The organism is Prochlorococcus marinus str. MIT 9302 (assembly GCF_000759975.1).
Lineage (GTDB): Bacteria > Cyanobacteriota > Cyanobacteriia > PCC-6307 > Cyanobiaceae > Prochlorococcus_A > Prochlorococcus_A marinus_M.
In genome coordinates this window covers 101,936-127,413 of record NZ_JNAM01000002.1, presented here as the reverse complement: position 1 = coordinate 127,413, position 25,478 = coordinate 101,936, and the positions used below count along the sequence as shown (strand labels likewise).

The following is a 25,478-nucleotide window of genomic DNA, read 5'->3' as shown; positions in this document are numbered from 1 at the left end:
TCTGATTTTGATTGTTATGTAGCTACTGGAGGTGGTTTTGAGATTAATGATCCATCATCTGACTTAGGTGTAGCAATATCAATTTTATCAAGTCTAAAAAATATTCCTCCTTTAGCTAGTAGCTCATTTATTGGGGAATTGGGTTTGAGCGGTCAAGTTAGAAAATCGAATAACCTTCGCACAAAGATAGAGGAGGCTGCAAGACTAGGAATCAAAAATATCGTAGTGCCAAAATTAGAGGAGAATCTTACTAGTTTTCAAAATTTAATCAATATCAAAGAGATAAATAATATTCAAGAAGCAGTTAAATATTCTTTATCAGAGTAAAATTTTTTAGAGGTACATATCGATTGAACTTCTTCCTGAGGTTTTCAGCCAATTCTCAATATCAAGATACCCACCAGGATATAATCTCACTGCTTTAGACCAGACTTCAGCAGCTTTATCAAACCAAATATCTCTCTGATCTAAATCACCACTTTGTTCAGCATATCTTCCCCGTTTTTCATATATTAAACCTATATTTTTTAGGCATGACGGCTGTTTAGGATTTTCTACTAATGCTTTTTCATAAGTTTCAATAGCCAAATCCTCTTCACCGTTACTCATATATATAATTGCCATATTTTTAAGAGTCTCACCCCTATCAATTTTATTTTCTTCAAGCAATAAACTCTCTTTGTAATACTCTAATGCTTCCGAATAATCCCCATTATTTTGGGCTGCCAGGCCATCTCTATAATAGATATAAGCTTTTTTTTCTTTCTCTGCAATAGGCATTATTTTAACTATAGATTCAGCAATTACAGTAAAAGCTTTATCAATAAAATTGTCTCTGTTTTGATTACTAGGCACTGCTTTAAATCTAATAAAATTAATATAGTAATTTAAAAAATAACTATTTAAAAAGTCTATAACATTTATTATTATAGTTAAAAATATTCAAACATTAATTCACTTCTATCCTGAAAAATATGAAGAGTATTCAATTAAGCATTAAAGGAATGAAGTGCGGTGGTTGCGTTAGTAGTGTTGAAAAAATATTAAATAATTCTGATGGTATTGAAAATGTTTCTGTCAACTTACTAACTGAAAGTGCATATTTTGAAATTAGCCAAAAAAATATAGAAATAGAAACAGTTCTCCAAAACCTAAAAGATAATGGTTTTCCATCAAAAATTTACATAAATGATTTTTCAAAAAAAATAAATAAAGCAGAATTAGAAAAAAAAAAGAAATGGAATAATCAATGGCAAAAACTAACTTTTGCTCTATTACTTTTACTATTTTCAGGTTTAGGTCATCTAGCAGAAGGGAGATATATAAATTTTCCAATATTAGGTAATATATTTTTTCACGCCTCATTAGCAACATTAGCTTTACTATTCCCTGGCAGAGGAATAATTATTAATGGATTTAAATCATTTATAAAGAACCGTGCGGATATGGATTCTTTAGTAGCTCTTGGAGTAACTAGTGCATACATAACAAGTCTTCTATCATTAATATTCCCTGCTTCTGGTTTTCCTTGTTTTTTTAATGAACCAGTTATGCTATTGGGATTTATATTGATTGGGCGTTTCTTAGAAGAAAGGGCTAGATATCAAACTAGTTCATCCATTGGAGAGTTATTAGATCTTCAACCTGAAATGGCAAATATCTACTCAGAAGATAATGAAATAAAGTCAATAAGAGTAAACACTTTAAAACCTGATCAAGAGATTCAGGTTTTAGCAGGAGACAGAGTACCTGCTGACTGCATTGTTACTCAGGGTAATTCATATGTTGATGTTTCACATATTACTGGTGAATCAAAACCTATCGAAGTAAAAGAAGGTGAACATTTATCAAGTGGATCTTTAAATCTTAATTCAACTCTTAGACTAAAAGTAAAAAAGGTCGGAGGGGATTCTTCTCTTGCAAAACTAGTAAGTCTTATTGAGTCAGTAAACGCAAATAAACCTCCCATTCAAAGAATTGCTGACAAAATTGCAGGCAAATTTACTTACTTTGTTCTTATATTTGCCACTCTAAGTTTCTTTTTTTGGTGGAAGGGGGCAAAACATATTTGGCCTAATTTATTAAGTCATAATCATCACCATTACATAACTAACTCAAGCCACACACTTCATAGTTCGCTTGGTAGTAATGCTGAAAATTTCCTAAGTTTAGCAATTCAATTGTCAATTGCGGTTTTAGTAATAGCTTGTCCTTGTGCATTAGGCTTAGCCACACCAACAGTAATCACTGTTGCATCTGGTAAAGCCGCAAAAAAAGGGGTTTTATTTAAAGGTGGTGACAAAATAGAGATGGCTTCAAAAATTAATCATATTATTTTTGATAAGACAGGCACTTTAACAAAAGGTAAGCCTTTCATCGTTGATTATAAAAATAATAATGATCATTCATACTTATTAAAAATAGCTGCCAGTTTAGAAAAGGAAAGCAGACATCCAATTGCAAATGCCTTAATTCAAGAGGCCAAAAAACAAAACTTAAGTTTATTCCAAATAAAAAAAATATTCACCCATTCTGGTAGAGGTATATCGGGAGAACTTGATTCAATTGATGGAATTGTCAATATCGGAAATATTGAATGGCTACTAAGTAAAGGAATAATTATTGATAGTAATGCAAAAAAAGCGATTGAAAATGAAGAAACACAAACGAATACAATCATTGGAGTTAGTATAAAAGATAATTTATTAGGCTTTATCTTGTTAGGGGATTTACTCAGAGAGGATTCAATAAAAACAGTTCAAAATTTGAGAGCAAACAAATTTAAAATTAATATTTTAAGTGGAGATAGAAAACAAACAGTTTTATCTTTAGCAAAAAAAATTGGTTGTAAAGAAACGGAAGTAAAATGGGATCTTCTTCCTCAAATGAAACTGAAGACTATAGAAAATTTAAAAATTAATAATAAAGTAGCCATGATCGGTGATGGAATTAACGATGTCCCAGCCTTAGCATCCTCAGACTTAGGAATCGCAGTGGGATCAGGAACTCAAATAGCAAAGGCAAATGCAGATGTAGTATTAATGGGAGATCAACTAAACGGATTACCCTACGCATTAAATCTTGCAAAAAAAACTATAAGAAAAATAAAGCAGAATCTAATATGGGCTTTTGGTTACAACTTACTAGCTATACCTATAGCCGCAGGCGTTTTATTCCCTAAATATGGCATTCTTCTTACTCCCTCAATAGCAGCATTATTAATGGCTACTAGCTCTATTACAGTTGTCATTAATGCTTTATCTTTAGATTAAATGAAAGGAAAATTTATTGTTATTGAAGGTATTGATGGATGTGGTAAGAGTACCCAAATAGATGAACTATCTAAATGGCTTCCCAATAGTGGTCTCATAAAAAAAGGGTCTAAATTAATCACAACAAGAGAGCCAGGAGGCAGTCAGTTAGGCAAAAAACTTAGAGGACTGATTCTTGATAACAATCAGAATAACAAGCCTTCATCGCTTGCAGAATTATTGCTTTATTCAGCTGATAGAGCTGAACATGTCTCAAAAATTATTTCACCTGCTTTAAATAACAATGATTGGATAATTAGTGATAGATTTTCTGATTCCACCTTGGCTTATCAAGGATATGGAAGAAACATAAATATAGAAATAATTAAGAATCTGGAATCTATTGTGTGTCAAGGAGAATATCCTGACCTAACTTTCTTGTTAGAAATTTCTCCAGAGGAGAGTATACTGCGAAGAAAAAATAAAATTCCAGATAGAATCGAATCAGAAGGAATTAGATTTTTAGAAAAAGTAAATGAAGGCTTCAAACTAATTGCCAAAGAAAAGAATTGGAAAATTATATCTGCCTCACAAAATATTAAAACTATTTCTGATCAAATTAAAGAGACTGTATTAAAAAATTTTTCTAATAAAAATGATTAAGGTTGAAAAAAATAATTTCTTCTTTAATGAAGAAGTTAATACTTGTCTTAAGAGCATAATTAAAAACAAATTATATGCTAATGGTTATATATTTTATGGTGCTGAAGGAGTAGGAAAAAAACAAACTGCTCTTAAATTCATAAAAGAGATTTTCAAACAATCTTCCCTAAGCGGAAATATTGAAGAGAGAATTACCAATAATAACCATCCTGATTTACTAATTATCGAACCTAATTCTCCTTTGGAAGCAAAAAAATCAAAAAGTTTCGATCTTGAAAAAACAACAAAAAATGGCACTGAGATTATTAAGATTGCTCAAATACGAAATATCAAAACTTTTCTTGGTCAAAAATCAATAAGCTCAGAAAAAAAAATTGTTTTAATTATTGATGCACACCTTCTAAACGAATCAGCCTCAAATTGCCTTTTAAAAACACTAGAAGAACCTAATAATGGCATTTTTATTTTATTAACATCAAAATTAAACATTCTTTTAGATACAATTATCTCAAGGTGTCAAATAGTCAGGTTGCGACCCTTTTCTAGAAAACAAATAAACTCTATTTTTAAAGATATTTTAGATACTGCTGAATTTAAGATTAATACTAAATTAAAATTCGAAGATTTAATAAACTCTGCTAATGGATCTCCAGGTAAGTTATTGAAAAATATTGAAATTTGGAATGAATTATCAGATGAAATTACAAATAAATTAAATTCTCCAATAAAAAATAGTCTAGAAATATTAGAAGTATCTAAATTAATATCTGAACAATTAGAAATTTATCAGCAGATTTGCTTAGTCAATTTCATTCAAATTATTTGGTGGAGAAAAACAAAAAATATTGATCTAGTAAAAAAACTTGAGAATTTAAAATTTCATATTAGAAAAAACATTCATCCAAGGTTGGCATGGGAAATAACTTTATTAAAAATCTCTTTGGAAGATATTTGAAATTTAATCTATTACAGAATTTATTAAATCAGGATTTCGTGCTTGAATAAACTCTTGCTTGGCAGTTTCAACTTGAGAACCAATAGGTAACTCAAGACAATAACCTGCTCCATATACAGTTTTTATGTATGTAGGCTTACGTGGATCAGGTTCTAGCTTAGTACGCAAGTGTCTAATATGAACTCTTATTGTCTCAATATCATCGTCTGGTTCATAGCCCCATACCTCTTTAAGAATCAGGGCTGGTGATACAGTTTGACCATGCCTTTGTAAAAGACAATGAAGTAATTCAAATTCAAGATGCGTTAATCTTACAGGTGATTCGAACCAGATAGCTTCAAATCTTTCCGGCACAAGAGTGAGAGGACCATAATTTAAAATTTCTTGCTGATTACTAGAATTTAACTGTGCTCTGTTTGTTCTTCTTAATAATGCTTTTATTCGTACATGTAATTCTTCTAAGTCAAATGGTTTTGTAATGTAGTCATCAGCTCCAGAATTAAAACCAGTAACTTTATCTTTAAGACCACCAAGAGCTGTTATCATCAAAATCGGGATATTTGAAGTTCTTTCGTCTCTTCTGAGTCTTTGACATAAAGTTAATCCATCAACACTTGGTAACATTAAATCTAGGAGTATTAAATCTGGTGAGTATTGAAGTGCTAATGCTTGACCTTTAATACCATCTTCTGCTTTTTGAACATCGAAACCAGAATGTTCTAGATGCCTAGCCACCAAATCACGCATATCACGATCGTCTTCAATTAAAAGGATTGAAATTTTCATATTGTATAGACTATTAAATTAAAATTAAGTTTTAGTAATATGATTCTCTCAAGAATTTAGAAAGATTGCTGAATTTGTGTAAACAATTTTATCAATTAAACTTATCAATTAACTCAATAATAGCAAGGTATTCAGGAAAAATCGCAAATTTTTTAAAAAAAAAATTTTCACAATTTCTTTCGATTCTATTTATTTTTTCTTAATAATCAACAGAGTATTCGGAATAAATGGTAGTTAAATTTGAAAGGATATCTAATTCAAATTGTCTTATTAAGTTCTCTGAAAATGGAATTCTAAGTTTTCACAGAAGATTTAACTGAGTTTACAGTTTTGGATTGCTTCATAGATGTTTAAGCTAAGAATTTTGTCTATATTAAAAAAAATTTAAATATTTATGAAAAAGAAGTCAGTAATCTATTCTGATTTATCCAATAAACAATTAGAAAATCTTAAAGAATTTTATATTCAAAAAAAAGTTGAATCAATGAGTCATAGAGAACTTAAAGAATATGTACTAGAAATTATTTCTCATCAAATAAACAGTACCATAGACAAAGAAGAAGAAATGGAAGCATGGATAGAAATGTCAGATTTTTTTGGAGAGCAATTTGAAAAAATTATCCTAGAAATTCAAACAAAATATAGTGACGAGAAAAATGTTCTTGAAACAGAAATAGATCATCAGAAAACAAGAAAAGAATTAATTGAAATGAATAATTCAGATCAAGATAAAAAGGATATGTGGGATGACTAGAATTTCCTGAAAGAAGTAATTCGTATTTTATAACCAGAATATATAGAACTTGAAAATCAATTAAAGAACTGATTTTTTTATCTGGAGAATTTTATAAAAATGTTCTAATTACTGTCATTAAAACCTATACTTTTTAATTTATATTTATAATATTAATCAATTATTTATAAATTATTTATAATGTTCTAATAACTGTTCTTAAAAATATATAAAATTTAGTTTCTTAAATATTTACTCTTAGTATTTTTAAATCTTTTTGGGGATTTTTTTGATTAAGAGTTTCATCTAATTTAAGAATTTTAAATATCTAGAGTTATATAAATACAAAAGAGATTATTTGACTGCCTTAATTATAAGAAAACGTAATTCTGCATTTTGGAAGTTAATCTGACAAGCACTGCAATCATAGATATTAAAAATATCAGAAACGCCTCACACACTAATTTCTGATCAGTAAACACTCTTTTCTCTAAATTAGGGTGTTTTTTATTGCCATAAATCATTTAAAGCTAAACTGGCACATATGACAGTTTAGTAACATTACATTTTTCCTTTCCACGGAAAAGCAATATATGGCATATATTCAATTTGTGTGAAGGAGTGGTTTTACTGAAACAGTGGAAACAAGGAAACACTTGATTCGGTCAAACCAGAAAAAGATCTCTAAAAATAGGGGTCTTTTTTTTTATCTCTTATTAAGTGAGCAAAATTTGGAAGGATATTATTACCAAAAGACGAATACTGGACCAATATAACCATATTATAATTTCAAAAATTTACATACATATTTTTTCTTAAGAAGGTATTCATATGCACAAAAGTCACCAAAAAGGTGACTTTGCATGAATTTTCGAGACTTAAGAACTCCCCGGGCGGTCGAGCATTAAACAAAATATGTCTTGATATGACACGATATGTCATGACATATATGAAAGAAATAAGAAAATGGACGAATATTTTGACGAATAAATTAGTTTTTTATTTTTTTAATTTTTTCTAAATTCCATTTATCAAATATTAATTTCATTTCTCTTTCGTAATATCTTACTTTCTTTGAGAAAGGTAGTTGTTGAACAATTATCCCAAAGGGGAATTTAAAAAAAGAAGAAACATAAACAATATAAAACTCGATAAATAAAGGTTTTGGTGGGATCGGTAAATTTTTTACATATGCCCAATCAATGCATGGTTTTAGTTGCTGATCACTAGCGATAATATTTTTTTTACATCTCCACCAAGAGAATAGATAAATGCAAATAAAAATCGGTAGAGGAAGAAGTCGCAACATTAAATATCAAGGATTATTTTCTTTTCATTAATTCTATAAATGATAGTTTATTTTTTATGGAAATTCTTGATGATACCTTAAAGCACTTCTACTCGGGTAATAATACTCTATGAATTTCAAGTTAATAGGAGGACAATATAGATATAGATCTAGGAGGTCTTATGAAACTATTCAATCAATTCAATGTCCTTCCAAGATACCTAACTGCATTTAATTATGCAGGGTTAAACTTGAATGAGACTCCACAAGAACTAGAAAAATGTAATTCTGAGTTTCAAAACTTTTGGGTTAAGGAATGTAGAAAACATCCGACTAATCAGAATTGTTTAATTTATTGCGACTGAGGATAAAAACGTGAGAAATAGCAGGAATAGTGACTAAAAATCTGGACGAATTTTTTTACTAAAAGATGAATAAAAAGACTAATACTGGACGAATAAAATTGCACTATAGTGTCATTATTCGTCTAGACATTTTTCATTGAGAAGGTAGTCATAGGCAAAAAAAAGTCACCTTTTAGGTGACTTTGCATGACTTTTCGAGACTTTAAAACTCCCCGGGCGGTTTTCGAACAAGTCTCTAATGACTTGATATGACTACTTCTGAATATCTATTTATCAATATTTGCTTAATTACACTAACTTTACACTAACTATTTTTCACTCTAGTAAAGTTTGTATGTCAATATAACTATATTAATTTGATCAAAGAAAGACTTGGCAACCTTTGATGCATTTTATGATTCTTTAGATCCTGATATTAGGATTAGAGGAAAGCAGTTTGAAAAATTCGTTAAATGGTTTTTAAAAACTGATCCAACTTGGGCGAGTCAGGTTGATGAAGTTTGGTTATGGAATGAATATCCCAAGAGATGGGGTGCAGATTGCGGAGTCGACCTGATCTTTACTCATAAAAATGGAAATACTTGGGCAGTTCAATCAAAATGTATCTCACCAAATAATGATATTAAAAAGTCTGAGATAGATAGTTTTTTAAGTGAATCAAATGACTCAAAAATAGATGGAAGATTATTAATCGCAAGTACAGATGGCATTGGAAAGAATGCTCAACAGGTAATTCATCGCCAGGAGAAGCAAGTTGTATGTTTTTTATTAGAACAGTTCAGACAATCTGAAATTGAATTCCCATCTTCGATAGAAGACCTTAATCAAGGAAAAAGAAAATCAAAAAAAAACCCTAGAACTCATCAAATCGAAGCAATTGAAAAAGTATCTGAAGGATTAAAGACTGCGGATCGTGGACAAGTTCTGATGGCGTGTGGAACAGGCAAAACACTTACATCTTTATGGATTAAAGAACGAATCAAAGCAGAGCAAGTTTTAGTTTTAGTACCATCTTTGAGTCTTCTATCTCAAATTCTGAAAGAATGGAATAAGGAAGCAAACCACCCTTTTAAATGGATTTGTGTTTGTTCTGATAAATCAGTTGCTAGAGATAAATCAGAAGATCAATGGATTTCTAATACTTCTGAAATTGGCGTTCCAGTAACAAGCGAAACGTTAGAGATTAAAAATTTTCTTGATGAAAGCGGTTCCAAAGTTGTTTTCGCAACTTATCAATCAGCACAATTAATTGTTGAGGCACAAGAACATCATGATACAAGTGATTTTGATTTAGTAATTGCAGATGAGGCACATCGTTGTGCAGGGAGGGTCTCAGATGCTTTTGGATCTGTATTAGATGAGAACAAAATCAAATCATTTAAAAGATTATTTTTTACTGCAACTCCAAGAATTCTTTCCAAACAAATAAAAACAAAATCTCTTGATATGGATTTTGAAGTTGCATCAATGGATGATCACTCGGTATTTGGTGAAATTTTTTATGAACTGAAATTTTCCGAAGCAATTCAAAGAGATCTTCTTTCTGATTATCAAGTAGTTGTAGTTGGTGTTGATGATGAAATGATCAAACAAAAAATAGTAAATCGATCATTAATCAAAATTTCTGATGAAACAATATCAGACGCTGAAACAATTGCTTCTCAAATTGCGGTTACAAAAGCAATTAAAGATTATGGTCTTAAAAGAGTAATTACTTTTCATAGCAGAATTAAAAATGCAAAAGATTTTGCAACCAGTTTTGATCAAGTTATTTCTTGTATAGATAAATCTGATTTACCATTAGAACAAATAAATTGTGAACATATCTCTGGAGCAATGAAAACTTCAGAAAGAAATCAAAAATTATTTGAATTAAAAAATTTGAAGGTTAATGAACTAAGAATTCTTACAAATGCAAGATGTTTATCAGAAGGGGTAGATGTTCCTTCATTGAGTGGAATCGCATTTATTAATCCAAAGCAAAGTCAAATTGATATTATTCAGGCAGTTGGGAGAGCAATACGCAAAAGTCATGATAAATCTAAAGGGACAATAGTAATTCCAATATATATTTCCGAAAATGAAAGTTTAGATGAAGCAATTTTATTGAGTAATTTCAAGAAAGTCTGGCAAATAGTATTAGCACTAAAATCTCAAGATGATTCATTAATGGAATGTATAGATAAGTTAAGAATCGATAAAGGTTTTAAAAGAAAAATAAATTTTAATGAGGAGAATTTAGAGAAATTTATTTTTGATATTCCTGAAAAAATTTCCACAAAATTCTCAAGATCCATTCAAACATTTTTGATTGAAAATTCATCAGAAGATTGGTTTGAAAAATATGGTGAATTAAAATATTTTTTTCAAAAAGAAGGACATACCGTAGTGCCACAAAAAGACAAAAAACTGGGTGATTGGTGTTCTAAACAAAGGCAAAATAAAAAAAAGAATACATTATCCCAAGAGAAAATAGGTTTATTAGAAGAACTTAATTTCGTTTGGGATCCTGTAGAGAAGCAATGGAATGAAAGTTATAAACAACTTAAAAAATACTTTGAAAAGGAGAAGCATACTTCAATTTCGCCGAAAGAGTCACCTTTAGGTAGTTGGTGTTCTAAACAAAGACAATTTAAAAAAAAAGGTGCTTTACCTCAAAAGAAAATAGGTTTATTAGAAGAACTGAATTTTATTTGGGATCCTTTAGAGAATCAATGGAATGAAAGTTATAAACAACTTAAAAAATACTTTGAAAAGGAAGGGCATTCATCTATTGCATCAAGAGCATCTACTTTAGGAGATTGGTGCAGAGGTCAAAGGCAAAACTATACCAATGGAAGTTTATCCCAGAAGAAAATAGAATTATTGGAAGAACTAAATTTTATTTGGGATCCTCGAGCATATCAATGGAATGATAGTTATGAACAAATTAAGGAATATTTTGAAAAGGAGGGTCATTCATCTGTTCCAAGAAAACATGGTTCTTTAGGGATTTGGTGTGTTAATCAAAGGTTATATTTTAAAAAAGGTAGATTATCAAAGGAAAAAATCGCTCTTTTGGAAGAACTGAATTTTGAATGGGATCCTAGAGCGAATCAATGGAATAGTAGTTATACACAACTGAAAGAATATTTTGAAAAGGAGGGTCATACATCAGTTCCTAAAAATAAAGGTGCATTATTTAATTGGTGTCATATTCAAAGACAAGATTATAAGAAGGGTAAAATATCTAAAGAAAGAATAGATTTACTGGAGAAACTAAATTTTGTTTGGATAATGAATGAACAGCAATGGAGAGATGGATATAAAGAACTCGAAGCATATTTTCAAACTAACGGGCATACTTTAGTACCAGTAAAAGAGGGATCGTTAGGAATTTGGGTTAGAACTCAAAGAAAAGATTTTAAGAATGGATCATTGTCCCAAGAGAGAAAAGAACTATTAGAAAAAGTCCAATTCAAATGGAAAGTAAGAGATTAACTTTAAGAAAACTTTACACTAACTTTTTTTCAAAAATTTAGGGTTTTATATCCAAATTTTATGGTTATTATTGGAATGTACTGAATATCTATTTCTCCTCTAACTCCAGTTATAGTCACAAAAAAAGAGACTTATGAGGTCTCTTGATTGTTCTTGATTTTGTTAAGGAACTCCCCGGGCGGGATTCGAACCTGCGACCAATCGATTAACAGTCGATCGCTCTACCGCTGAGCTACCGAGGAATATAAAATGAATTTAGCTCTTTACAGTGCCTTATGACAAGTCAAAAGTTTAATTATAATGAAAATTTGACGGTTTTTGCCAACTAGATAAAAAACCATTTTTCAACTCTGCTACTGCATCAGCGTAATTTAATTCTTCATAACGGTGAGTAATCCATAAAGCCGATAAAGGGTTTTTCTTGTCACTTGTAAGATTTTTAATAGTTTTTAAAACTTTTAATTGGCTAGTTTGATCAAGTAACGCTGTAGGCTCATCCAACAGAATAAAATTTCTATTACTAATAAGAGCGCATGCAATAGTTAAGCGTTGTTTTTGCCCGCCACTTAAAGTGTGAACTGGCCTTTTTTCGAAACCACTCAGTCCCACCTGATCAAGTACATATTCAATTCTTTGAGTAATTTCATAACAGCTTATGTTTTGATTTATGTTAAGCAGAAGTTCGCTCCTGCAATTTGGCATCAATATTTGATGATCAGGGTTTTGAAATACCATACCAATATTTGCTTTAGAATCAACGATCCCATTTTGGGGTTTAATTATTCCATTAATTAATTTTAAAAGAGTACTTTTTCCACTTCCATTTTTACCGACGATCATCCAAAATCCAGGTTTTTTTATTGAGAAATTACATTTTAAAATTAAATTTTCTTTGTTTATAGGATATGAAAAAGAAACATCTTTGAAATGTATATAAGGTATTTTATTTTCCAAAGAATCTCTCATTAATTCTACTAATCTATGTTTAAAGAAAAACCTGGTCTTTTAGCTCCTCCTGCTACTGAAGATTTTTCATATATTTGCACAGAAATAATTTCTTGGGCTCTGACAGCAATTAATTTATCTTGCACTTTGTCACAACTTAATTCAATCAATTTTGAAGTTTCTATAGTTTCATTCATAGATTTTTTTATTTCATCATAAATTCTTTTAACATCCTCGAATTCTTTCTTCTGAATTGCAATCGGAAAAGGTGAATATCTAAGACTTAGTTCCAGCGAATACATAATAATTATCAAAACTACTTTCTATAATAATAAATATTCTTCCTCAGAAAGTTTTTTCTTAAATTAAATTCTTTTGAGAAAATTATATAAAAGATCTTTAAATGTAATTATCATATAAATATGAGAATCAATTTTGCAATTTAAATAATCATTTCATGGAAATAGCAAATGATATCACTTCTCTAGTTGGGAATACCCCTTTAGTCAAATTAAATCGAATCAGAAAATACTTTAATTGTTATCCAGAAATAATAGCCAAGCTCGAAAGTTTCAATCCATCAGCATCTGTTAAAGATCGAATTGCTTATTCAATGTTATGTAAAGCTGAAGAAGAAGGATTGATAACACCAGATAAAACAACATTAATTGAAGCAACAAGTGGAAATACTGGCATTGCATTAGCAATGGTTGCTGCAGCAAAAGGCTACAAATTGATATTAACTATGCCAGATACAATGAGTATTGAAAGAAGGGCAATGTTAAGAGCATATGGAGCTGAATTACAACTAACACCAGGAAAAGAAGGGATGAAAGGAGCCTTAGGTCTAGCTAATGAATTGTCGTCAAGCATAGCCAATAGCTATCAATTTAATCAATTTGAAAACTTCGCCAATCCCGATATTCATGAAAGAACAACAGCTCAAGAAATATGGGCCCAATCTAATCATAAATTAGATGGACTAGTTACAGGGGTAGGCACAGGAGGAACAATTACTGGTTGCGCACGTTTTTTAAAAAAAGTTAATCCAAATTGTAAAATTTATGCTGTAGAGCCCAAAAAAAGTGCTGTGATTTCTGGAGAAAAAGCAGGATCTCACTCAATTCAAGGAATAGGAGCAGGTTTCGTACCAAAAGTTCTGAATACTAAATTAATAGATGAAATTATAAAAATAGATGACGATGAAGCGTTTTATTATGGACGTTTATTAGCCAGATTGGAAGGTCTTTTATCGGGTATCAGCAGCGGTGCAGCTCTAGCAGCAACTATAAAAATCGGGGAAAGGAAAGAACTAATGAATAAAAGATTGATAGTAATTCTTCCAAGTTTTGGTGAAAGATATTTATCAACAGCCATGTTTGAATCGAATACTGCAATTCAAGCAAGAAAAGATGGCTATCTTTAATCCCTCATTTAAACACAATGGAAAAAAATTTTTATGAAGAATTAGGCCTCGAAAAAAATGCAACCAAGAATGAAATTAAATCTTCATATCGTTCTTTAGTTAAGCAGCATCATCCTGATGCAGGCGGAGAAAAAGAACGATTTCTTGCTATACAAAATGCTTGGGAGACTCTAAATGACCCTGTAAAAAAAGAAAAATATGATAAAAAAATTTTCTCTTCCAGTACCTCATTTGATTCATTAAATGGAAATTGGGAAGAGAAAATTAATTCAAATAAGTATAGTTCTTCAACTAAAGACAAAGAATTAGAAAAATGGATTCAGGAAATTTACACTCCGATCAATAGATTAATTAGCCAAATAATTAAACCTTTGAATAATGAAATAAAAGCACTATCTGCAGATCCTTATGATGACCAATTAATGGAAAATTTTTGCAATTACATAACCCTTTCACAAAAGAAAATAGAAAAAGTTGAAAATATTTATAATAAGAAATTAGTACCAAATTCTATTTCATCTTTAGGCCTGGATCTTTATCATTGTTTTTCACAAGTAAAAGATGCACTATCAGAGCTTGATAGATATACACAAGGATACGTAGATGATTACTTATTTGATGGAAAAGAAATGATTAAAGAAGCAAAAAGGATCCAATCAAAGATGGCTATAGAGAAAAAAAATAAAAATTTTTAAATATAAAATATTTATTGAACATATTCTTTCAGTTGATCTAATTTCAACCAAACATCTGGAACAGGTCTGCACCATCGAACCTGAGCATATTCTTCTTTGACAGCAAGAATCTCTCCAGGACCTTCACAAACATAATTAGGTAAATCATCATCACTTGCAAGCGCCTCAAAACTTTTTATATATTTTGCTCTATCGACAAAAACTAAGCTTCCTTTCTTAAGAGGTTTCTTTGGAATAGAATCTGTCATAATAAAGTCTACAAAGCTATCTGAAATTTATTATACAAAATCTTATTTGATAAATATTTAAAAAAAATTGATTATGGAATAATAACTACAAACTTCTAAAAAATTTAATAGCCTTAATTGATAAATATCTATAAAATATGCGTCTATTACTACTTGGTTGTACTGGATTTGTTGGTAAAGAATTAGTACCAACACTACTTAATGAAAATCACGAGATATACATTGTAAGTAGAAAACCTATAAATCAATTAAAGCTTGATTTAGATTTCAATAAATTTAAATTTTTTCAAATAGATTTATCAAAAGAAAAAAACTGGACTAACGAAAATCTTCTAAATATTTTAAGAGAGACAGATGGAATTATTAACTTAATGGGAGAGCCCATAGCAGAAAAAAAATGGACTTATTCACAAAAACAGGAGATGGAAAATAGTAGAATTAACACTACGAAATTTATGATGAAGACTCTTAAAAATTTCAAAGTCAACCCAAAAGTTATTATAAATGGATCCGCAATAGGTTATTACGGGACAAGTTTATCGGATGAATTCACTGAAACAAGTATTGGAGGCAAAGACTTTTTAGCTAATCTTTGCATACGATGGGAAGAAGTTGCTGCTGAAAAACCATTTTTCTCAAGGTTAGTTATTTTTAGAATTGGAATTGTTCTGGAGGCAGATGGAGGTGCATTAGGAAAAATGCTTCCTATATTTAAAATTGGATTAGGCGGTCCAATTGGAGATGGTATGCAATGGATGAGTTGGATTCATAGAAGTGATTTATGTACCTTAATAAGTAACGCCTTAGTTGATAAAAAATATTCAGGCGTATTTAATGCTGTTGCTCCAAAGCCCGTATTAATGAAGAATTTTTCTCAGACTTTAGGGAAATGCCTTAATAGACCTAATTTACTCCCAGTGCCAGGAGCAGTTTTAAAAATATTGTTAGGCGATGGAGCAAAAGTTGTATTAGAAGGACAAAAAGTAATTAGCATTAAACTCAAAAATTTTAATTTTAAATATCCTCTTCTTGAGAAAGCACTTTACGCCTCCACCAAGAATTAATACCATTTACTAAAGCACCAATAATTAAAATTGTTATTAATGGGACTATTAGCGGATTCCATACTATCTGAATAAAATTAATAAAAATAAATATTCCATTAAATTGCATAATTATTGCAAAAACAAAAAATATTGCAAAAAAAATTACTGTAAATAAGTTTATTAACAACAAATTATCAATTATTCGTTTTAAGTTATTTTGATTATTTTCCTTAGTCATTTTTTATGACAAAATTCATATCATCAACCATCTTAATACAAGCTTTGTTTGCACCTAGTCTTTTTTTTGCATTTTCATTACATGCAATCAAAAACTTCTTATTTAGCTTAATTAGATATATTACCTTTATGATCAGGTTTATTGTCTGATTTATTTGATCATTCTTATTTTTATAATTACTGGCACAAAAAACATATTTTCCAAGCAAACGTCTTTGAGCTTCTGCAAAAGATTTTGTAAATTGTGGACCTTTACCTTCAATTTGAATAACTGGTTTTCCTAATCCAGTCGCTTGCTCTGCAGCTGTTCCTGCCATGCTGATACAGCATTTACTTTGCAATAATATTTCGTCAAAATTATTCCAATATACATTAACTTTTAAAGATTTATATTGAAATATTAAGAGATTATTCTCATTTATTTTTTCTAAGTATACCCATTTTCTATTTTTAAATATCTCCCTTATTTTTGATGAAGATAGAGAATTAACTATTGCAAAATTAAATTGAATTTTTTGCAAATAACTCAAACTCGAAAGAGCCTCCAACACTTCTAAAATCAAAACAAAATTATTTAAAATCTCGGGAAATCTACTACCTGGAAATAGTCCAATACTAAATTCAGATTTCTTTAACTCTTTATCTCTAAAAAAAAACTTATCCATAAAAGGATTACCCAAAAAAGATACTTTCTTTTTTAATTGGAAAGTTAAATCATTAGCCGTAAGAAAATCTCTTGTATATATTGATTTTGCCTTTTTTGAGATCAAAAAAAATTTAGAGGGCCATGGTAATTTCAACTTCCCTTCATAATGACTTGAATAAGCAACTAGATATGTAAAAAAATCTTTTTTACATACCCATGCAAAAAATATTGGCACAATATCGCCAACGACAAAAAAATAATTATATTTTTTTCTTATTTTGTAAGTTAAATATAATCTTTTTAGAAGATAAATTATTTCTCCTCCAAATATCTCATTTAATCTTCCCTTAAAAGAATTATAGCCAATACCTCCAGTACTAAATTCTTTAGTGTTTCCAATAATCTTAATTTTTTCTTTTTCGTAATGAATTCCTTTACCAACAATTGGTAAAGCCTCTACAGAAAAGCCACTATTTACCAATTTCTTAGCTATCAAGCTTCCAGATAAATCTTCTCCATGACCATTACTCAATAATAAAATTCTGGGCAATTTAAAAATCCAACCATTTTTTGACTTTGGTTAATTCAGGCCAATCTGGATATCTAATAAATCCGTCTTCAACCGATTCTTTCAACTCACTTTTAACATCTGGCATCATCATAGACATTTTTTTTATTAACTCAATATGATCCCTAACACCTTTATTATTGGTAGCCAAAAGAGCTAAAGACAAATTCATTCTTGCTTGCGGATCTTGCTGATTTAATCGAACAGCTTGTCTGGCAGCTGCCAAAGCTTCTTCATTATTTTTCAAGAGTAATTGAAGCCATGATAGACAAGTCCAGGCAGCAAAGTGATTTGGTATTTGCTGTATAATCTTTTGAAAATCTTGGACTATAGGAATTAAATCTTGCCCAGCCTTATATCTTGATAGAGCTGCATTGAAATCCTCTTCAATGGGATTAATTTCGTTATTCATTATTATTTAAACTGCAAAGGAGCTTCCACAACCGCAAGTTTGCGAAGCATTAGGGTTTACAAAATTAAACCCACCGCCTATTAATTCCTTACTAAAATCTAATTGCATTCCGTATATGTATATAAGACTTTTAGGATCGCAAACAACTTGAAAGCTTTGATCAGAATTCAATGAATAATCATAAACTTTATCATCGGGATTTATTTGATTACTTCCTATAAAATCCATTGTATAACTCATCCCACTGCAGCCTCCTGATCTTACCCCAACCCTTAGAGCTTTCTTGTCAATTTGTCCTTTTAATAAATTTGAAATTTGCTCGATAGCATTATTAGTAATTAAGATACCTTTACCATCATCAGAATTCTTAATTTCCTGTTTAAATTCTACATTTTCCATAAACAAAGATCTCCTACTATTTATAATATAAAAACTTAATTGATTGGTTGCATAGAACAAACATTATCCAAACTTGATTTGTTATAATTTAGAAAAAAGTGAAAATTGCAATAGTCGGTTCTGGATTAGCTGGTCTTACAGCCGCGGTCAATTTAGTTGAAAACGGCCACGAAGTAGAAATTTATGAGAGTAGGTCTTTTTGGGGAGGTAAAGTCGGCAGTTGGGAAGATAAGGATGGCAATCACATAGAAATGGGATTACATGTATTTTTTTATAATTATGCCAATCTATTTAAATTAATGAAAAAAGTGGGAGCTTTTGATAATTTACTCCCGAAAGATCATACTCATCTCTTTATAAATAATGGTGGCAATTTGAAATCTTTAGATTTCAGATTCCCCTTAGGTGCTCCATTTAATGGACTAAAAGCTTTTTTTACAACTGAACAACTTACTTGGGTAGACAAGTTCAGAAATGCTCTAGCTTTAGGGACAAGTCCAATTGTTAGAGGATTAATAGACTATGAAGGTGCAATGAAAATAATTAGAGATCTAGATAGAATTAGTTTTAAAGAATGGTTTTTAAATCATGGTGGAAGTGAAAAAAGTTTAGAAAGAATGTGGGATCCTATTGCATATGCTTTGGGTTTTATCAATTGCAAAGATATTTCAGCAAGATGTATGCTAACTATCTTCATGATGTTTGCTTCAAAAACAGAAGCCTCAAAACTTAATCTTTTAAAAGGTTCTCCTCATAAGTGGTTAACACAACCTATTGTCGACTACATCACAAACAAAGGGGCTAAAATCCATCTAAACCATAAGGTAGAAGAAATTATTTATGAAAAGGAATCTTCCTCTTATTCAGTTAATCAATTAAAAATATCTTCTCCTGAAGGAACTAAGACAGTGATTGCAGATAAATTTCTAGCTGCCTGTGATGTTCCTGGAATTAAAAAAATAATCCCAAAAGAATGGTATCAATTTAAAGAATTTGCAGGTTTAAAAAAGCTAAGAGCTGTTGCAGTAGCCACAATCCAATTAAGATACGACGGTTGGGTTACCGAATTACAAAAAGATAATACTGGAAACTCGCCCACTGGGCTTGATAACCTTCTATATTCTGCTGATGCTTCTTTCAGTTGTTTTGCGGATTTAGCACTAGCAAGTCCAGCAGACTATAGAAAAAAAGATATGGGATCACTACTTCAATGTGTTTTAACTCCTGGTGATAGATGGATGGGAAGATCTACAGAAAGAATTACAAAAGAAATAGATAAAGAAGTCCGCCGGCTATTCCCATCTTCAGAAAACCTTAAATTGCTTTGGAGTAACGTAGTACAAATTCCACAATCACTATATAGAGAATCTCCCGGTATGGAACCTTTTAGACCTGATCAAAAAACATCCATATCTAATTTCTTTATGGCTGGTAGTTATACTAAACAAGATTATATAGACTCTATGGAAGGAGCTACAATGAGTGGTCATTTAGCTGCGGCGGCAATTTTAGAGAAGAAAGCCGAATTAGCAAAAAATCTGGCAGTTAGTTAACTTATGGGTACTTGGCTAAAACATGACGTAATAACAGTAGTTAATGCACCTCTTGAAAATGTTTGGAATACATGGAGTGATTTAGACTCAATGTCACTTTGGATGAGCTGGATAGAGTCTGTAAAAACAGTAGATGAAGAAACCACAAAATTACCAGATTTAACAGAATGGACATTAGCTGCAAATGGTTTTAGGTTTAAATGGAAAGCTCAAATTACGGAAAGGATCGACAAAAGTAAACTTAAATGGAAATCTATAGGAGGTTTACCAACAGAGGGATCAGTAGTTTTTGAAAGCAAAAGTGACAAAATCACATCAGTAAATTTATCAATAACATATGAGCTCCCTAAAATGATTGCTCGATTTATGGAAGAAAATATTTTAGGCAAAATGGTTACAAACGAATTACAAGCGAATATTGATAGGTTTAGAGATTTGGTTGAAAAAAATTATACAAAAGATTTGTCTAACTAAAAATTTTAATTGCTACATCTAGCAGTCCTTCAAAAGTATATTTTTGTGCCTGACTATCAACTCTTCCAAAAGTCTTTTTGCATATTTTTGTTGTTTGAGGACCAATAGTTAACAATTTGGTTTTATCAAAATATTTTAACCATTCTTTACCAAGTGCTTTTTCTAATAAAAAAGCAGAATTTGAAACGGTTTTACCGCTTGAGAAAATAATTGCATCGGCTTTTTTATTAGAAATAAGATCAATTGTATCTGCAGGAATTGCCTCAGGACATCTAGTTTCATATGCAGCAACATCAAATACCTGCGAACCAGCCTTTCTAAATTGATCTGAAATTAGATCCCTACCACCTGTTTGGACTCTTGGAACAAAGACTCTAAGTCCATATCCAGATATTGGGAAATTATCAATTAAACTTTCGGCAACAAATTCTGGAGGGATGAAATCAGCCTTGATACCAAAATCATCAAGAGTTATTGCAGTTTTTTCTCCGACTACGGCAATTTTTGTTTTTTTAGAACACTCTTTTAACGAACTATTAAAATATTTAAGCCTCTTATCTACAAATTTAATCCCATTACTGCTAGAAAAAATAATCCAATGAAAATCATTTATTTGATTTAGTGCTTCGTCAAGAGGATTTAAATTATCAGGATCGCCAATACTTATTGCAGGGAATTCATATATATTAGCTCCCTTGCTTGTGAATATTTTTTTAATATCTTTTATCCCCTCTATTGATCGCGTAATAATTATATTTCTTTGATCAAGAGGTAGATCAACTATTGGCATCCTTATCCTCAACATTATTATTGTCTTGGTTGCTATTTTTTATTTCATCAAGAAGTTTCAAGACTGATAATCCTTTATCAAGAACTATATCGTCTTTAAAAATTATGTCTGGAACTCTCCTCATCTCTATTCTTTTTCCTAAATTATGCCTAATAGAGCTTTTAGCGCTATTCAAATTTTCCACAATTTCTTTCTTCACTGTCTCTTGAGCAGTAGAAGTGATGTAAATTTTACAGTATTGCAAATCACCTGATAAATCAATCTTGGAAATATTTACGAAATGATCTCTAACAAGATCACTTTCCAAATCATTTTGCAAGATAAGGGTTATTTCTTTTTTCAAAAGAGAAGAAACTTTTGCAAGACGGTAATTATTTGGCATTATGATTGTATATTTAATGGATTTGTCATCGCCTGCAAGACAAAATAAACAGTTATGAAAGCACTTAAAACAGAAGATATTAAACCTACTATTGTCAGTGGATTTGATCGATTCTTGAAAAAAGGTTCGAGCAGTGCAACAAGTCCCCCAATAATAATAGATATTAAATACTTGGGATATCTTGCAACATTAGAGAAAAATTCGCCCATTAGCTCCACAAATAGATTACTTTTTTAGCTAAGTTTTAACAAACATTAAACAGCATGATTACATTATATCAATTTAGGCATAGTGCTTTTTGTTTAAAAACAAGAATGGCTCTTCATGCAAAAAAACTACAATATCGAGTTGAAGAAGTAACACCTGGAATAGGTCAATTTGAAATCTTCAAATTATCAGGTCAAAAACAAGTCCCTGTAATAGTCGATAGTAATGATCAAATTATTAATGACTCTTCAACTATTTGCGAATATATAGATAAAAAAAATGATAATAATCCACTCTTTCCTGAAGAACCAATGTTATTTGCGCAATGCAAATTAATTGAAGACTGGGCAGATACTACAATGGCTACAACTTGTAGAAAAGCTTTAATAAAATCTGCGATAGAGAATCCACAGCTAAGAACTGCATTACTTCCGGATGAAATACCTTCTTCAGTTAAAAGTATTGTTGATAAATTACCTTTTGAAAATCTTAGTAAAATCTCTAATGTAGTTTTGTCTTCTAAAGATAATTTAGAGCTCCAAAAATTACTGGAAGCGTTATCAAAATCCTTGATCAACAAAAAATATTTAGTTGGAGGTAGTTTATCAATAGCAGATATTTCAATTGCAGCTCAATTATCCCTTCTTAAATTCCCAAAGTCTGCGGGGCCAATTCTTTCAGGAGAGGGCAGTCAAGAATACATCAATAACCCTTATCTAGAAAATCTTTTCATATGGAGGAACAATTTAGAAGAATATCTTTTTAGTGCTCACTCTCAATAAATTCAAAAGTCAATTGATATTTATTAGTTTTAATAGCATGGATAGAAGGATCACCAACTTTTGAACCATAAGAAGCAACATATTGCACTCCACAAATTGATGGTTTGATTGAATTATTAACTTCCAATATTTCTTCAGAACATTTTTGAAATTTACTAATTGTCTCTACCTGATTAATCCTTGAAGCACCTGGCTTATGCGCTGTTTGTATAACTAGCTCATCTGCAAAAAAAATATCATCATCTTGGATCTGATTTCTCCCTTTAATTCTTGATTCAATATAAAAATCATCTTTTAAATAAGTAATTTGATTATTAATAGATTTAGGATCATTTACAACCTTGATTAAGGTGTCACCAAATATTGCTTTTCCAATAGATTCAGAATTTTTTGCACGATTACCAACAATTAAATCTGAATCATTGTTAAAGAAATTTACTTTATAAATAACTGGCTCTTCTGAATCATTAATTATATCTTGAGAGGTAACAAGCCAATTCCCCTCGAACCATTTAGGATAAATTAAATCTTTAGAAGTATCAGATAATTTAAAATCTGGCAAATATAATTCTGGCCATTGATTTACACGATTTTCCAAAAAATCTCGTAAATTAAAATCTAATAGAGCAAAAGAACTTTCTAAAAAAATTCCTTGAAAAGTCAAGCAAAGAATTAATCCAAAAAGAATTTTCATTATGTCAAATCCAATAATAAGAGCATCAGATCATTATGTATTATTAGAGCCAGATTCAAAAGAAAAAATTGTATCAAAGCAAGAAGCAATTTTATGGTTGAAGAATTGGCTTAGTAAGACAGAAACACAAACAATATATCAAAATATAGAAGATCCTGATCAAGAATTTTTTGAAGAATTCTTGGAAAGCACTTATGAATTAGAAATAAAATTAGGTTATGTTATTAAATGGTTTGCAGTGAGAATTGAACCAGATTAACTAATTATTTCTTTATGAATCGCATTGATTATTTTCATAGCAACTTCTTCAATATTTTCCCTTTTTACCTGAATTCTTAAATCTGCTTGAGAATACAAATTTTCTCTAGATTGAAAAATGCTCATATACAAATCATTGATATTCTTTCCCTGAAGTAGTGGCCTGTTTTCAATTTCATTTTTCAATCTTTCAATTGCTATATCTTTGTCTAGATCTATCCACGCAATTATTCCCTGTCTTAAGATTCCCCAGTTTTCCAATTTGGTAACTATTCCACCCCCAGTTGAGATTACTAATGAAGGAATCTTGATAGTTTCTTTTAGGCAGTTTGCTTCTAATTCACGGAAATTATCTTCTCCTTCATCATTAAAAATTTGATTGATAGATTTTTTTGCCAACTTCTCTATCAATGAATCTAAATCAATGTATTTATACTTCAATAATTCAGCAAGCTTCAAACCAGTTTGTGACTTACCAGAACCCATCATTCCTATTAAAAATATGCTTCTGCCCTTGATAATATGAACTGTTTTTTCGATAATGGATTGTTCCATAAAGACAAAAGCGTATTTAAAACCTTAAGATAGTATTATCGCAGACAGATATGACTTCTACACAATCCAAACCATTACATGGAAAAGGACGTGAATGCGTCATAACTCGACGTGCCTGCTTTAGTTCTAGTCACCGTTATTGGCTTCCTGAAAAAAGCCCAGAAGAAAATTTATCTCTTTTTGGAAAGTGCAGTATTGCTCCAGGTCATGGTCATAATTATGAACTTATTGTTTCAATGGGTGGAGAACTAGACTCTGATGGAATGGTACTTAATCTCTCTGTTGTAAAACACTCTATTAAAAATAAGGTTACTGGACAATTAGATTTTCGTTTTTTAAATGATGTCTGGCCTGAATTTAATGTTAATAATCAAGAGGGTATACTTCCCACAACTGAAGCATTAGTAAAGGTCATTTGGAGTCGTCTAAAGGATGATTTACCTCTTACAAGTCTTAGGCTTTATGAAAACCCAAATTTATGGGCAGATTATTTTGGAAAAAACATGGAAGCATTTTTAACAGTTCAAACTCATTTTGCAGCCGCTCATAGACTTGCAAAAGAAGAGATATCCTTTGATGAAAATAAAAAAATCTATGGAAAATGTGCCAGAGTTAATGGACATGGTCATAACTATCTTGTCGATATAACTGTAAAAGGAGACATTGATAAAAGAACAGGAATGGTTTGCGACTTATCTGCCCTCCAAGAGATAATTAATGATTTGGTTGTTGAACAACTAGATCATACTTTTCTAAATAAAGACATCGAATTTTTCCATAATTGCGTTCCAACTGCTGAAAATATAGCTTTATATATTTCTGATATTCTTAAAAAACCAATACGTAAACTAGGTGCAACATTACACAAAATAAGACTCCAAGAGAGCCCAAATAATGCTGCAGAAATTTATGTTGATCAAAAGTTAACCAATTCATTGAAGCTGAAATTTGAAAATAGTTTAGTCACACAAACTTGAGTATCCCAAGAGTAATAATTGTTATAGCATCTAGTCTTGATGGAAGAATTGCATTTCCTGGAGGTGGAGAATCGCATCTTGGAAGCGAAGAAGATAAAAAAATGTTAAATCAAAACTTATCAATGGTTGATGCCACCATTTTTGGTTTAGGTACTTTAATAGCTCATAAATCAACTTACCTAATTAAAAATCGCTGCGAGACTAACGAAGCAAAAATTTCAAAAAGCCAACCAATTTCTATACTTGCTTCAAATAGCAATAAATTTGACAGGAATTGGGAATACTTTCGACAACCAATTAGAAGATGGCTAATTAGCTCAAATAAATTTGATAATTCGTCAAATAATGACTTTGAGAAACAACTCTTTTTTGAAAATTCATGGGGAAAAACTTTAATTTCACTCAAAAATCAAGGGATCAATGATCTAGCTCTTTTAGGAGGTGGAAAGCTTATAAATTCATTTATAAAAGAGGATCTAATAACCGATATAAAAATTACAATAATTCCAAAAATTATTGGAGGTAAATATACATGGATACCCCCTGAACAATCAAACGAAATTTTTAATCTCAAAAGACTATGGGAAATTAAATCAATTAAAAATTTAATGAATAATGAAATCCACGTTCATTACAAAAAAATTTGAAATAGATTCAATAATC

30 protein-coding genes and 1 tRNA gene are annotated in these 25,478 nt (G+C 30.5%); 15 read left to right on the top strand and 16 right to left on the bottom strand.

Going from position 1 to position 25,478, the window contains the following annotated elements; genetic code table 11:
- The coding region (locus EU96_RS0108945) for a magnesium chelatase domain-containing protein (RefSeq protein ID WP_032525841.1) at positions 1-327 on the top strand (327 nt) is incomplete at its 5' end.
- 6 nt (positions 328-333) lie between these two features.
- Here the strand turns inward: EU96_RS0108945 and EU96_RS07930 are convergent.
- Positions 334-855: a photosystem I assembly protein Ycf3 gene (locus EU96_RS07930; RefSeq protein ID WP_032525840.1), complete on the bottom strand. Its 522-nt coding sequence runs from the start codon at positions 853-855 to the stop codon at positions 334-336.
- 119 nt (positions 856-974) lie between these two features.
- Here EU96_RS07930 and EU96_RS07935 point away from each other — a divergent pair, with 119 nt between their 5' ends.
- Genes EU96_RS07935 through EU96_RS07945 form a run of 3 tightly spaced genes read left to right on the top strand, consistent with a single transcriptional unit; the run spans position 975 to position 4,869 of the window.
- The gene (locus EU96_RS07935; protein WP_032525839.1) at positions 975-3,272 is read left to right on the top strand and encodes a heavy metal translocating P-type ATPase; all 2,298 of its coding nucleotides are present in this window, start codon (positions 975-977) and stop codon (positions 3,270-3,272) included.
- Complete coding sequence (gene tmk / locus EU96_RS07940; RefSeq protein WP_032525838.1) at positions 3,273-3,914, top strand: dTMP kinase; 642 nt, start codon at positions 3,273-3,275, stop codon at positions 3,912-3,914.
- Positions 3,907-4,869 (top strand): DNA polymerase III subunit delta', encoded by a 963-nt coding sequence (locus EU96_RS07945; protein ID WP_032525837.1) that lies wholly within the window; start codon positions 3,907-3,909, stop codon positions 4,867-4,869. Before tmk ends, EU96_RS07945 begins: the two co-directional genes overlap by 8 nt.
- Before the next feature lie 3 nt (positions 4,870-4,872).
- On the opposite strand, the gene EU96_RS07950 is transcribed toward EU96_RS07945, so the two are convergent.
- A complete protein-coding gene (locus EU96_RS07950; RefSeq protein ID WP_032525836.1) occupies positions 4,873-5,655 on the bottom strand; it encodes a response regulator transcription factor in 783 nt (260 codons plus the stop codon).
- Between the two features lie 394 nt (positions 5,656-6,049).
- On the opposite strand from EU96_RS07950, the gene EU96_RS07955 reads away from it, so the two are divergent.
- Complete coding sequence (locus EU96_RS07955; protein ID WP_032525835.1) at positions 6,050-6,409, top strand: DUF7326 family protein; 360 nt, start codon at positions 6,050-6,052, stop codon at positions 6,407-6,409.
- A gap of 970 nt (positions 6,410-7,379) precedes the next feature.
- Here EU96_RS07955 and EU96_RS07960 read toward each other — a convergent pair.
- A complete protein-coding gene (locus tag EU96_RS07960) occupies positions 7,380-7,697 on the bottom strand; it encodes a hypothetical protein (RefSeq protein WP_032525834.1) in 318 nt (105 codons plus the stop codon).
- Between the two features lie 716 nt (positions 7,698-8,413).
- On the opposite strand from EU96_RS07960, the gene EU96_RS07965 reads away from it, so the two are divergent.
- Positions 8,414-11,521 carry a DEAD/DEAH box helicase gene (locus tag EU96_RS07965; RefSeq protein ID WP_072014676.1) on the top strand — a complete coding sequence of 1,036 codons (3,108 nt, stop codon included), beginning with the start codon at positions 8,414-8,416 and terminating at the stop codon, positions 11,519-11,521.
- Positions 11,522-11,691: 170 nt separating this feature from the next.
- Here EU96_RS07965 and EU96_RS07970 read toward each other — a convergent pair.
- The 3 genes from EU96_RS07970 to EU96_RS07980 form a co-directional block, all read right to left on the bottom strand.
- A tRNA-Asn gene (locus tag EU96_RS07970) sits at positions 11,692-11,763 on the bottom strand.
- Positions 11,764-11,812: 49 nt separating this feature from the next.
- A complete protein-coding gene (locus EU96_RS07975; protein ID WP_032525833.1) occupies positions 11,813-12,487 on the bottom strand; it encodes an ABC transporter ATP-binding protein in 675 nt (224 codons plus the stop codon).
- Between the two features lie 8 nt (positions 12,488-12,495).
- Positions 12,496-12,768, bottom strand: a complete 273-nt coding sequence (locus tag EU96_RS07980) for a hypothetical protein (RefSeq protein ID WP_032525832.1) — start codon at positions 12,766-12,768, stop codon at positions 12,496-12,498.
- Positions 12,769-12,923: 155 nt separating this feature from the next.
- Here EU96_RS07980 and cysK point away from each other — a divergent pair, with 155 nt between their 5' ends.
- Positions 12,924-13,892: a cysteine synthase A gene (gene cysK, locus EU96_RS07985; RefSeq protein ID WP_032525831.1), complete on the top strand. Its 969-nt coding sequence runs from the start codon at positions 12,924-12,926 to the stop codon at positions 13,890-13,892.
- 17 nt (positions 13,893-13,909) lie between these two features.
- The gene (locus EU96_RS07990) at positions 13,910-14,587 is read left to right on the top strand and encodes a DnaJ domain-containing protein (protein WP_032525830.1); all 678 of its coding nucleotides are present in this window, start codon (positions 13,910-13,912) and stop codon (positions 14,585-14,587) included.
- A gap of 11 nt (positions 14,588-14,598) precedes the next feature.
- Here EU96_RS07990 and EU96_RS07995 read toward each other — a convergent pair whose 3' ends face one another.
- A complete protein-coding gene (locus tag EU96_RS07995; RefSeq protein WP_032525829.1) occupies positions 14,599-14,835 on the bottom strand; it encodes an NAD(P)H-quinone oxidoreductase subunit O in 237 nt (78 codons plus the stop codon).
- A 137-nt stretch (positions 14,836-14,972) separates the two neighbouring features.
- Between EU96_RS07995 and EU96_RS0108940 the strand changes: the two genes are divergently transcribed.
- Entirely contained in the window at positions 14,973-15,899 is a 927-nt protein-coding gene (locus EU96_RS0108940) for a TIGR01777 family oxidoreductase (protein ID WP_032525828.1), read from the top strand.
- Here EU96_RS0108940 and EU96_RS10510 read toward each other — a convergent pair.
- The 4 genes from EU96_RS10510 to EU96_RS08015 are packed head-to-tail and all read right to left on the bottom strand — an operon-like array spanning position 15,850 to position 18,143.
- Positions 15,850-16,119 carry a hypothetical protein gene (locus tag EU96_RS10510; RefSeq protein WP_032525827.1) on the bottom strand — a complete coding sequence of 90 codons (270 nt, stop codon included), beginning with the start codon at positions 16,117-16,119 and terminating at the stop codon, positions 15,850-15,852. The two genes, EU96_RS0108940 and EU96_RS10510, sit on opposite strands and share 50 nt — an antisense overlap.
- The gene (locus EU96_RS08005; protein ID WP_032525826.1) at positions 16,112-17,314 is read right to left on the bottom strand and encodes a lipid-A-disaccharide synthase-related protein; all 1,203 of its coding nucleotides are present in this window, start codon (positions 17,312-17,314) and stop codon (positions 16,112-16,114) included. The genes EU96_RS10510 and EU96_RS08005 overlap by 8 nt, the downstream gene beginning before the upstream one ends.
- 1 nt (position 17,315) lies before the next feature.
- Positions 17,316-17,744 (bottom strand): tetratricopeptide repeat protein, encoded by a 429-nt coding sequence (locus tag EU96_RS08010; RefSeq protein ID WP_032525825.1) that lies wholly within the window; start codon positions 17,742-17,744, stop codon positions 17,316-17,318.
- A 6-nt stretch (positions 17,745-17,750) separates the two neighbouring features.
- Positions 17,751-18,143, bottom strand: coding sequence for a HesB/IscA family protein (locus tag EU96_RS08015; protein WP_032525824.1), 393 nt, complete (start codon positions 18,141-18,143; stop codon positions 17,751-17,753).
- Between the two features lie 98 nt (positions 18,144-18,241).
- Between EU96_RS08015 and zds the strand changes: the two genes are divergently transcribed.
- Together zds and EU96_RS08025 are read left to right on the top strand one after the other, a co-directional pair.
- Positions 18,242-19,696 (top strand): 9,9'-di-cis-zeta-carotene desaturase, encoded by a 1,455-nt coding sequence (gene zds, locus EU96_RS08020; RefSeq protein WP_032525823.1) that lies wholly within the window; start codon positions 18,242-18,244, stop codon positions 19,694-19,696.
- A gap of 3 nt (positions 19,697-19,699) precedes the next feature.
- Positions 19,700-20,170 (top strand): SRPBCC family protein, encoded by a 471-nt coding sequence (locus tag EU96_RS08025; protein ID WP_032525822.1) that lies wholly within the window; start codon positions 19,700-19,702, stop codon positions 20,168-20,170.
- On the opposite strand, the gene EU96_RS08030 is transcribed toward EU96_RS08025, so the two are convergent.
- The 3 genes from EU96_RS08030 to EU96_RS09700 are packed head-to-tail and all read right to left on the bottom strand — an operon-like array spanning position 20,163 to position 21,551.
- Positions 20,163-20,960, bottom strand: a complete 798-nt coding sequence (locus tag EU96_RS08030; protein WP_032525821.1) for a uroporphyrinogen-III synthase — start codon at positions 20,958-20,960, stop codon at positions 20,163-20,165. The two genes, EU96_RS08025 and EU96_RS08030, sit on opposite strands and share 8 nt — an antisense overlap.
- Positions 20,947-21,342, bottom strand: coding sequence for a 30S ribosome-binding factor RbfA (gene rbfA, locus EU96_RS08035; protein ID WP_032525820.1), 396 nt, complete (start codon positions 21,340-21,342; stop codon positions 20,947-20,949). The genes EU96_RS08030 and rbfA overlap by 14 nt, the downstream gene beginning before the upstream one ends.
- A complete protein-coding gene (locus tag EU96_RS09700; RefSeq protein WP_072014679.1) occupies positions 21,342-21,551 on the bottom strand; it encodes a DUF751 family protein in 210 nt (69 codons plus the stop codon). The genes rbfA and EU96_RS09700 overlap by 1 nt, the downstream gene beginning before the upstream one ends.
- 54 nt (positions 21,552-21,605) lie before the next feature.
- Between EU96_RS09700 and EU96_RS08045 the strand changes: the two genes are divergently transcribed.
- Entirely contained in the window at positions 21,606-22,331 is a 726-nt protein-coding gene (locus EU96_RS08045) for a glutathione S-transferase family protein (RefSeq protein WP_032525818.1), read from the top strand.
- Here the strand turns inward: EU96_RS08045 and EU96_RS08050 are convergent.
- On the bottom strand, positions 22,312-23,025 hold the full coding sequence (locus EU96_RS08050) for a DUF6816 family protein (protein WP_080735236.1): 714 nt from the start codon (positions 23,023-23,025) through the stop codon (positions 22,312-22,314). The two genes, EU96_RS08045 and EU96_RS08050, sit on opposite strands and share 20 nt — an antisense overlap.
- 1 nt (position 23,026) lies before the next feature.
- Here EU96_RS08050 and EU96_RS08055 point away from each other — a divergent pair, with 1 nt between their 5' ends.
- Complete coding sequence (locus EU96_RS08055) at positions 23,027-23,284, top strand: chlororespiratory reduction protein 7 (RefSeq protein WP_032525816.1); 258 nt, start codon at positions 23,027-23,029, stop codon at positions 23,282-23,284.
- Here the strand turns inward: EU96_RS08055 and EU96_RS08060 are convergent.
- Entirely contained in the window at positions 23,281-23,838 is a 558-nt protein-coding gene (locus EU96_RS08060; RefSeq protein ID WP_032525815.1) for a shikimate kinase, read from the bottom strand. The genes EU96_RS08055 and EU96_RS08060 overlap by 4 nt on opposite strands.
- Positions 23,839-23,888: 50 nt before the next feature.
- Here EU96_RS08060 and EU96_RS08065 point away from each other — a divergent pair, with 50 nt between their 5' ends.
- Together EU96_RS08065 and EU96_RS08070 are read left to right on the top strand one after the other, a co-directional pair.
- Entirely contained in the window at positions 23,889-24,815 is a 927-nt protein-coding gene (locus tag EU96_RS08065) for a 6-pyruvoyl trahydropterin synthase family protein (protein ID WP_032525814.1), read from the top strand.
- Positions 24,812-25,462, top strand: a complete 651-nt coding sequence (locus EU96_RS08070; protein WP_032525813.1) for a dihydrofolate reductase family protein — start codon at positions 24,812-24,814, stop codon at positions 25,460-25,462. Before EU96_RS08065 ends, EU96_RS08070 begins: the two co-directional genes overlap by 4 nt.
- Positions 25,463-25,478 lie beyond the last annotated feature (16 nt).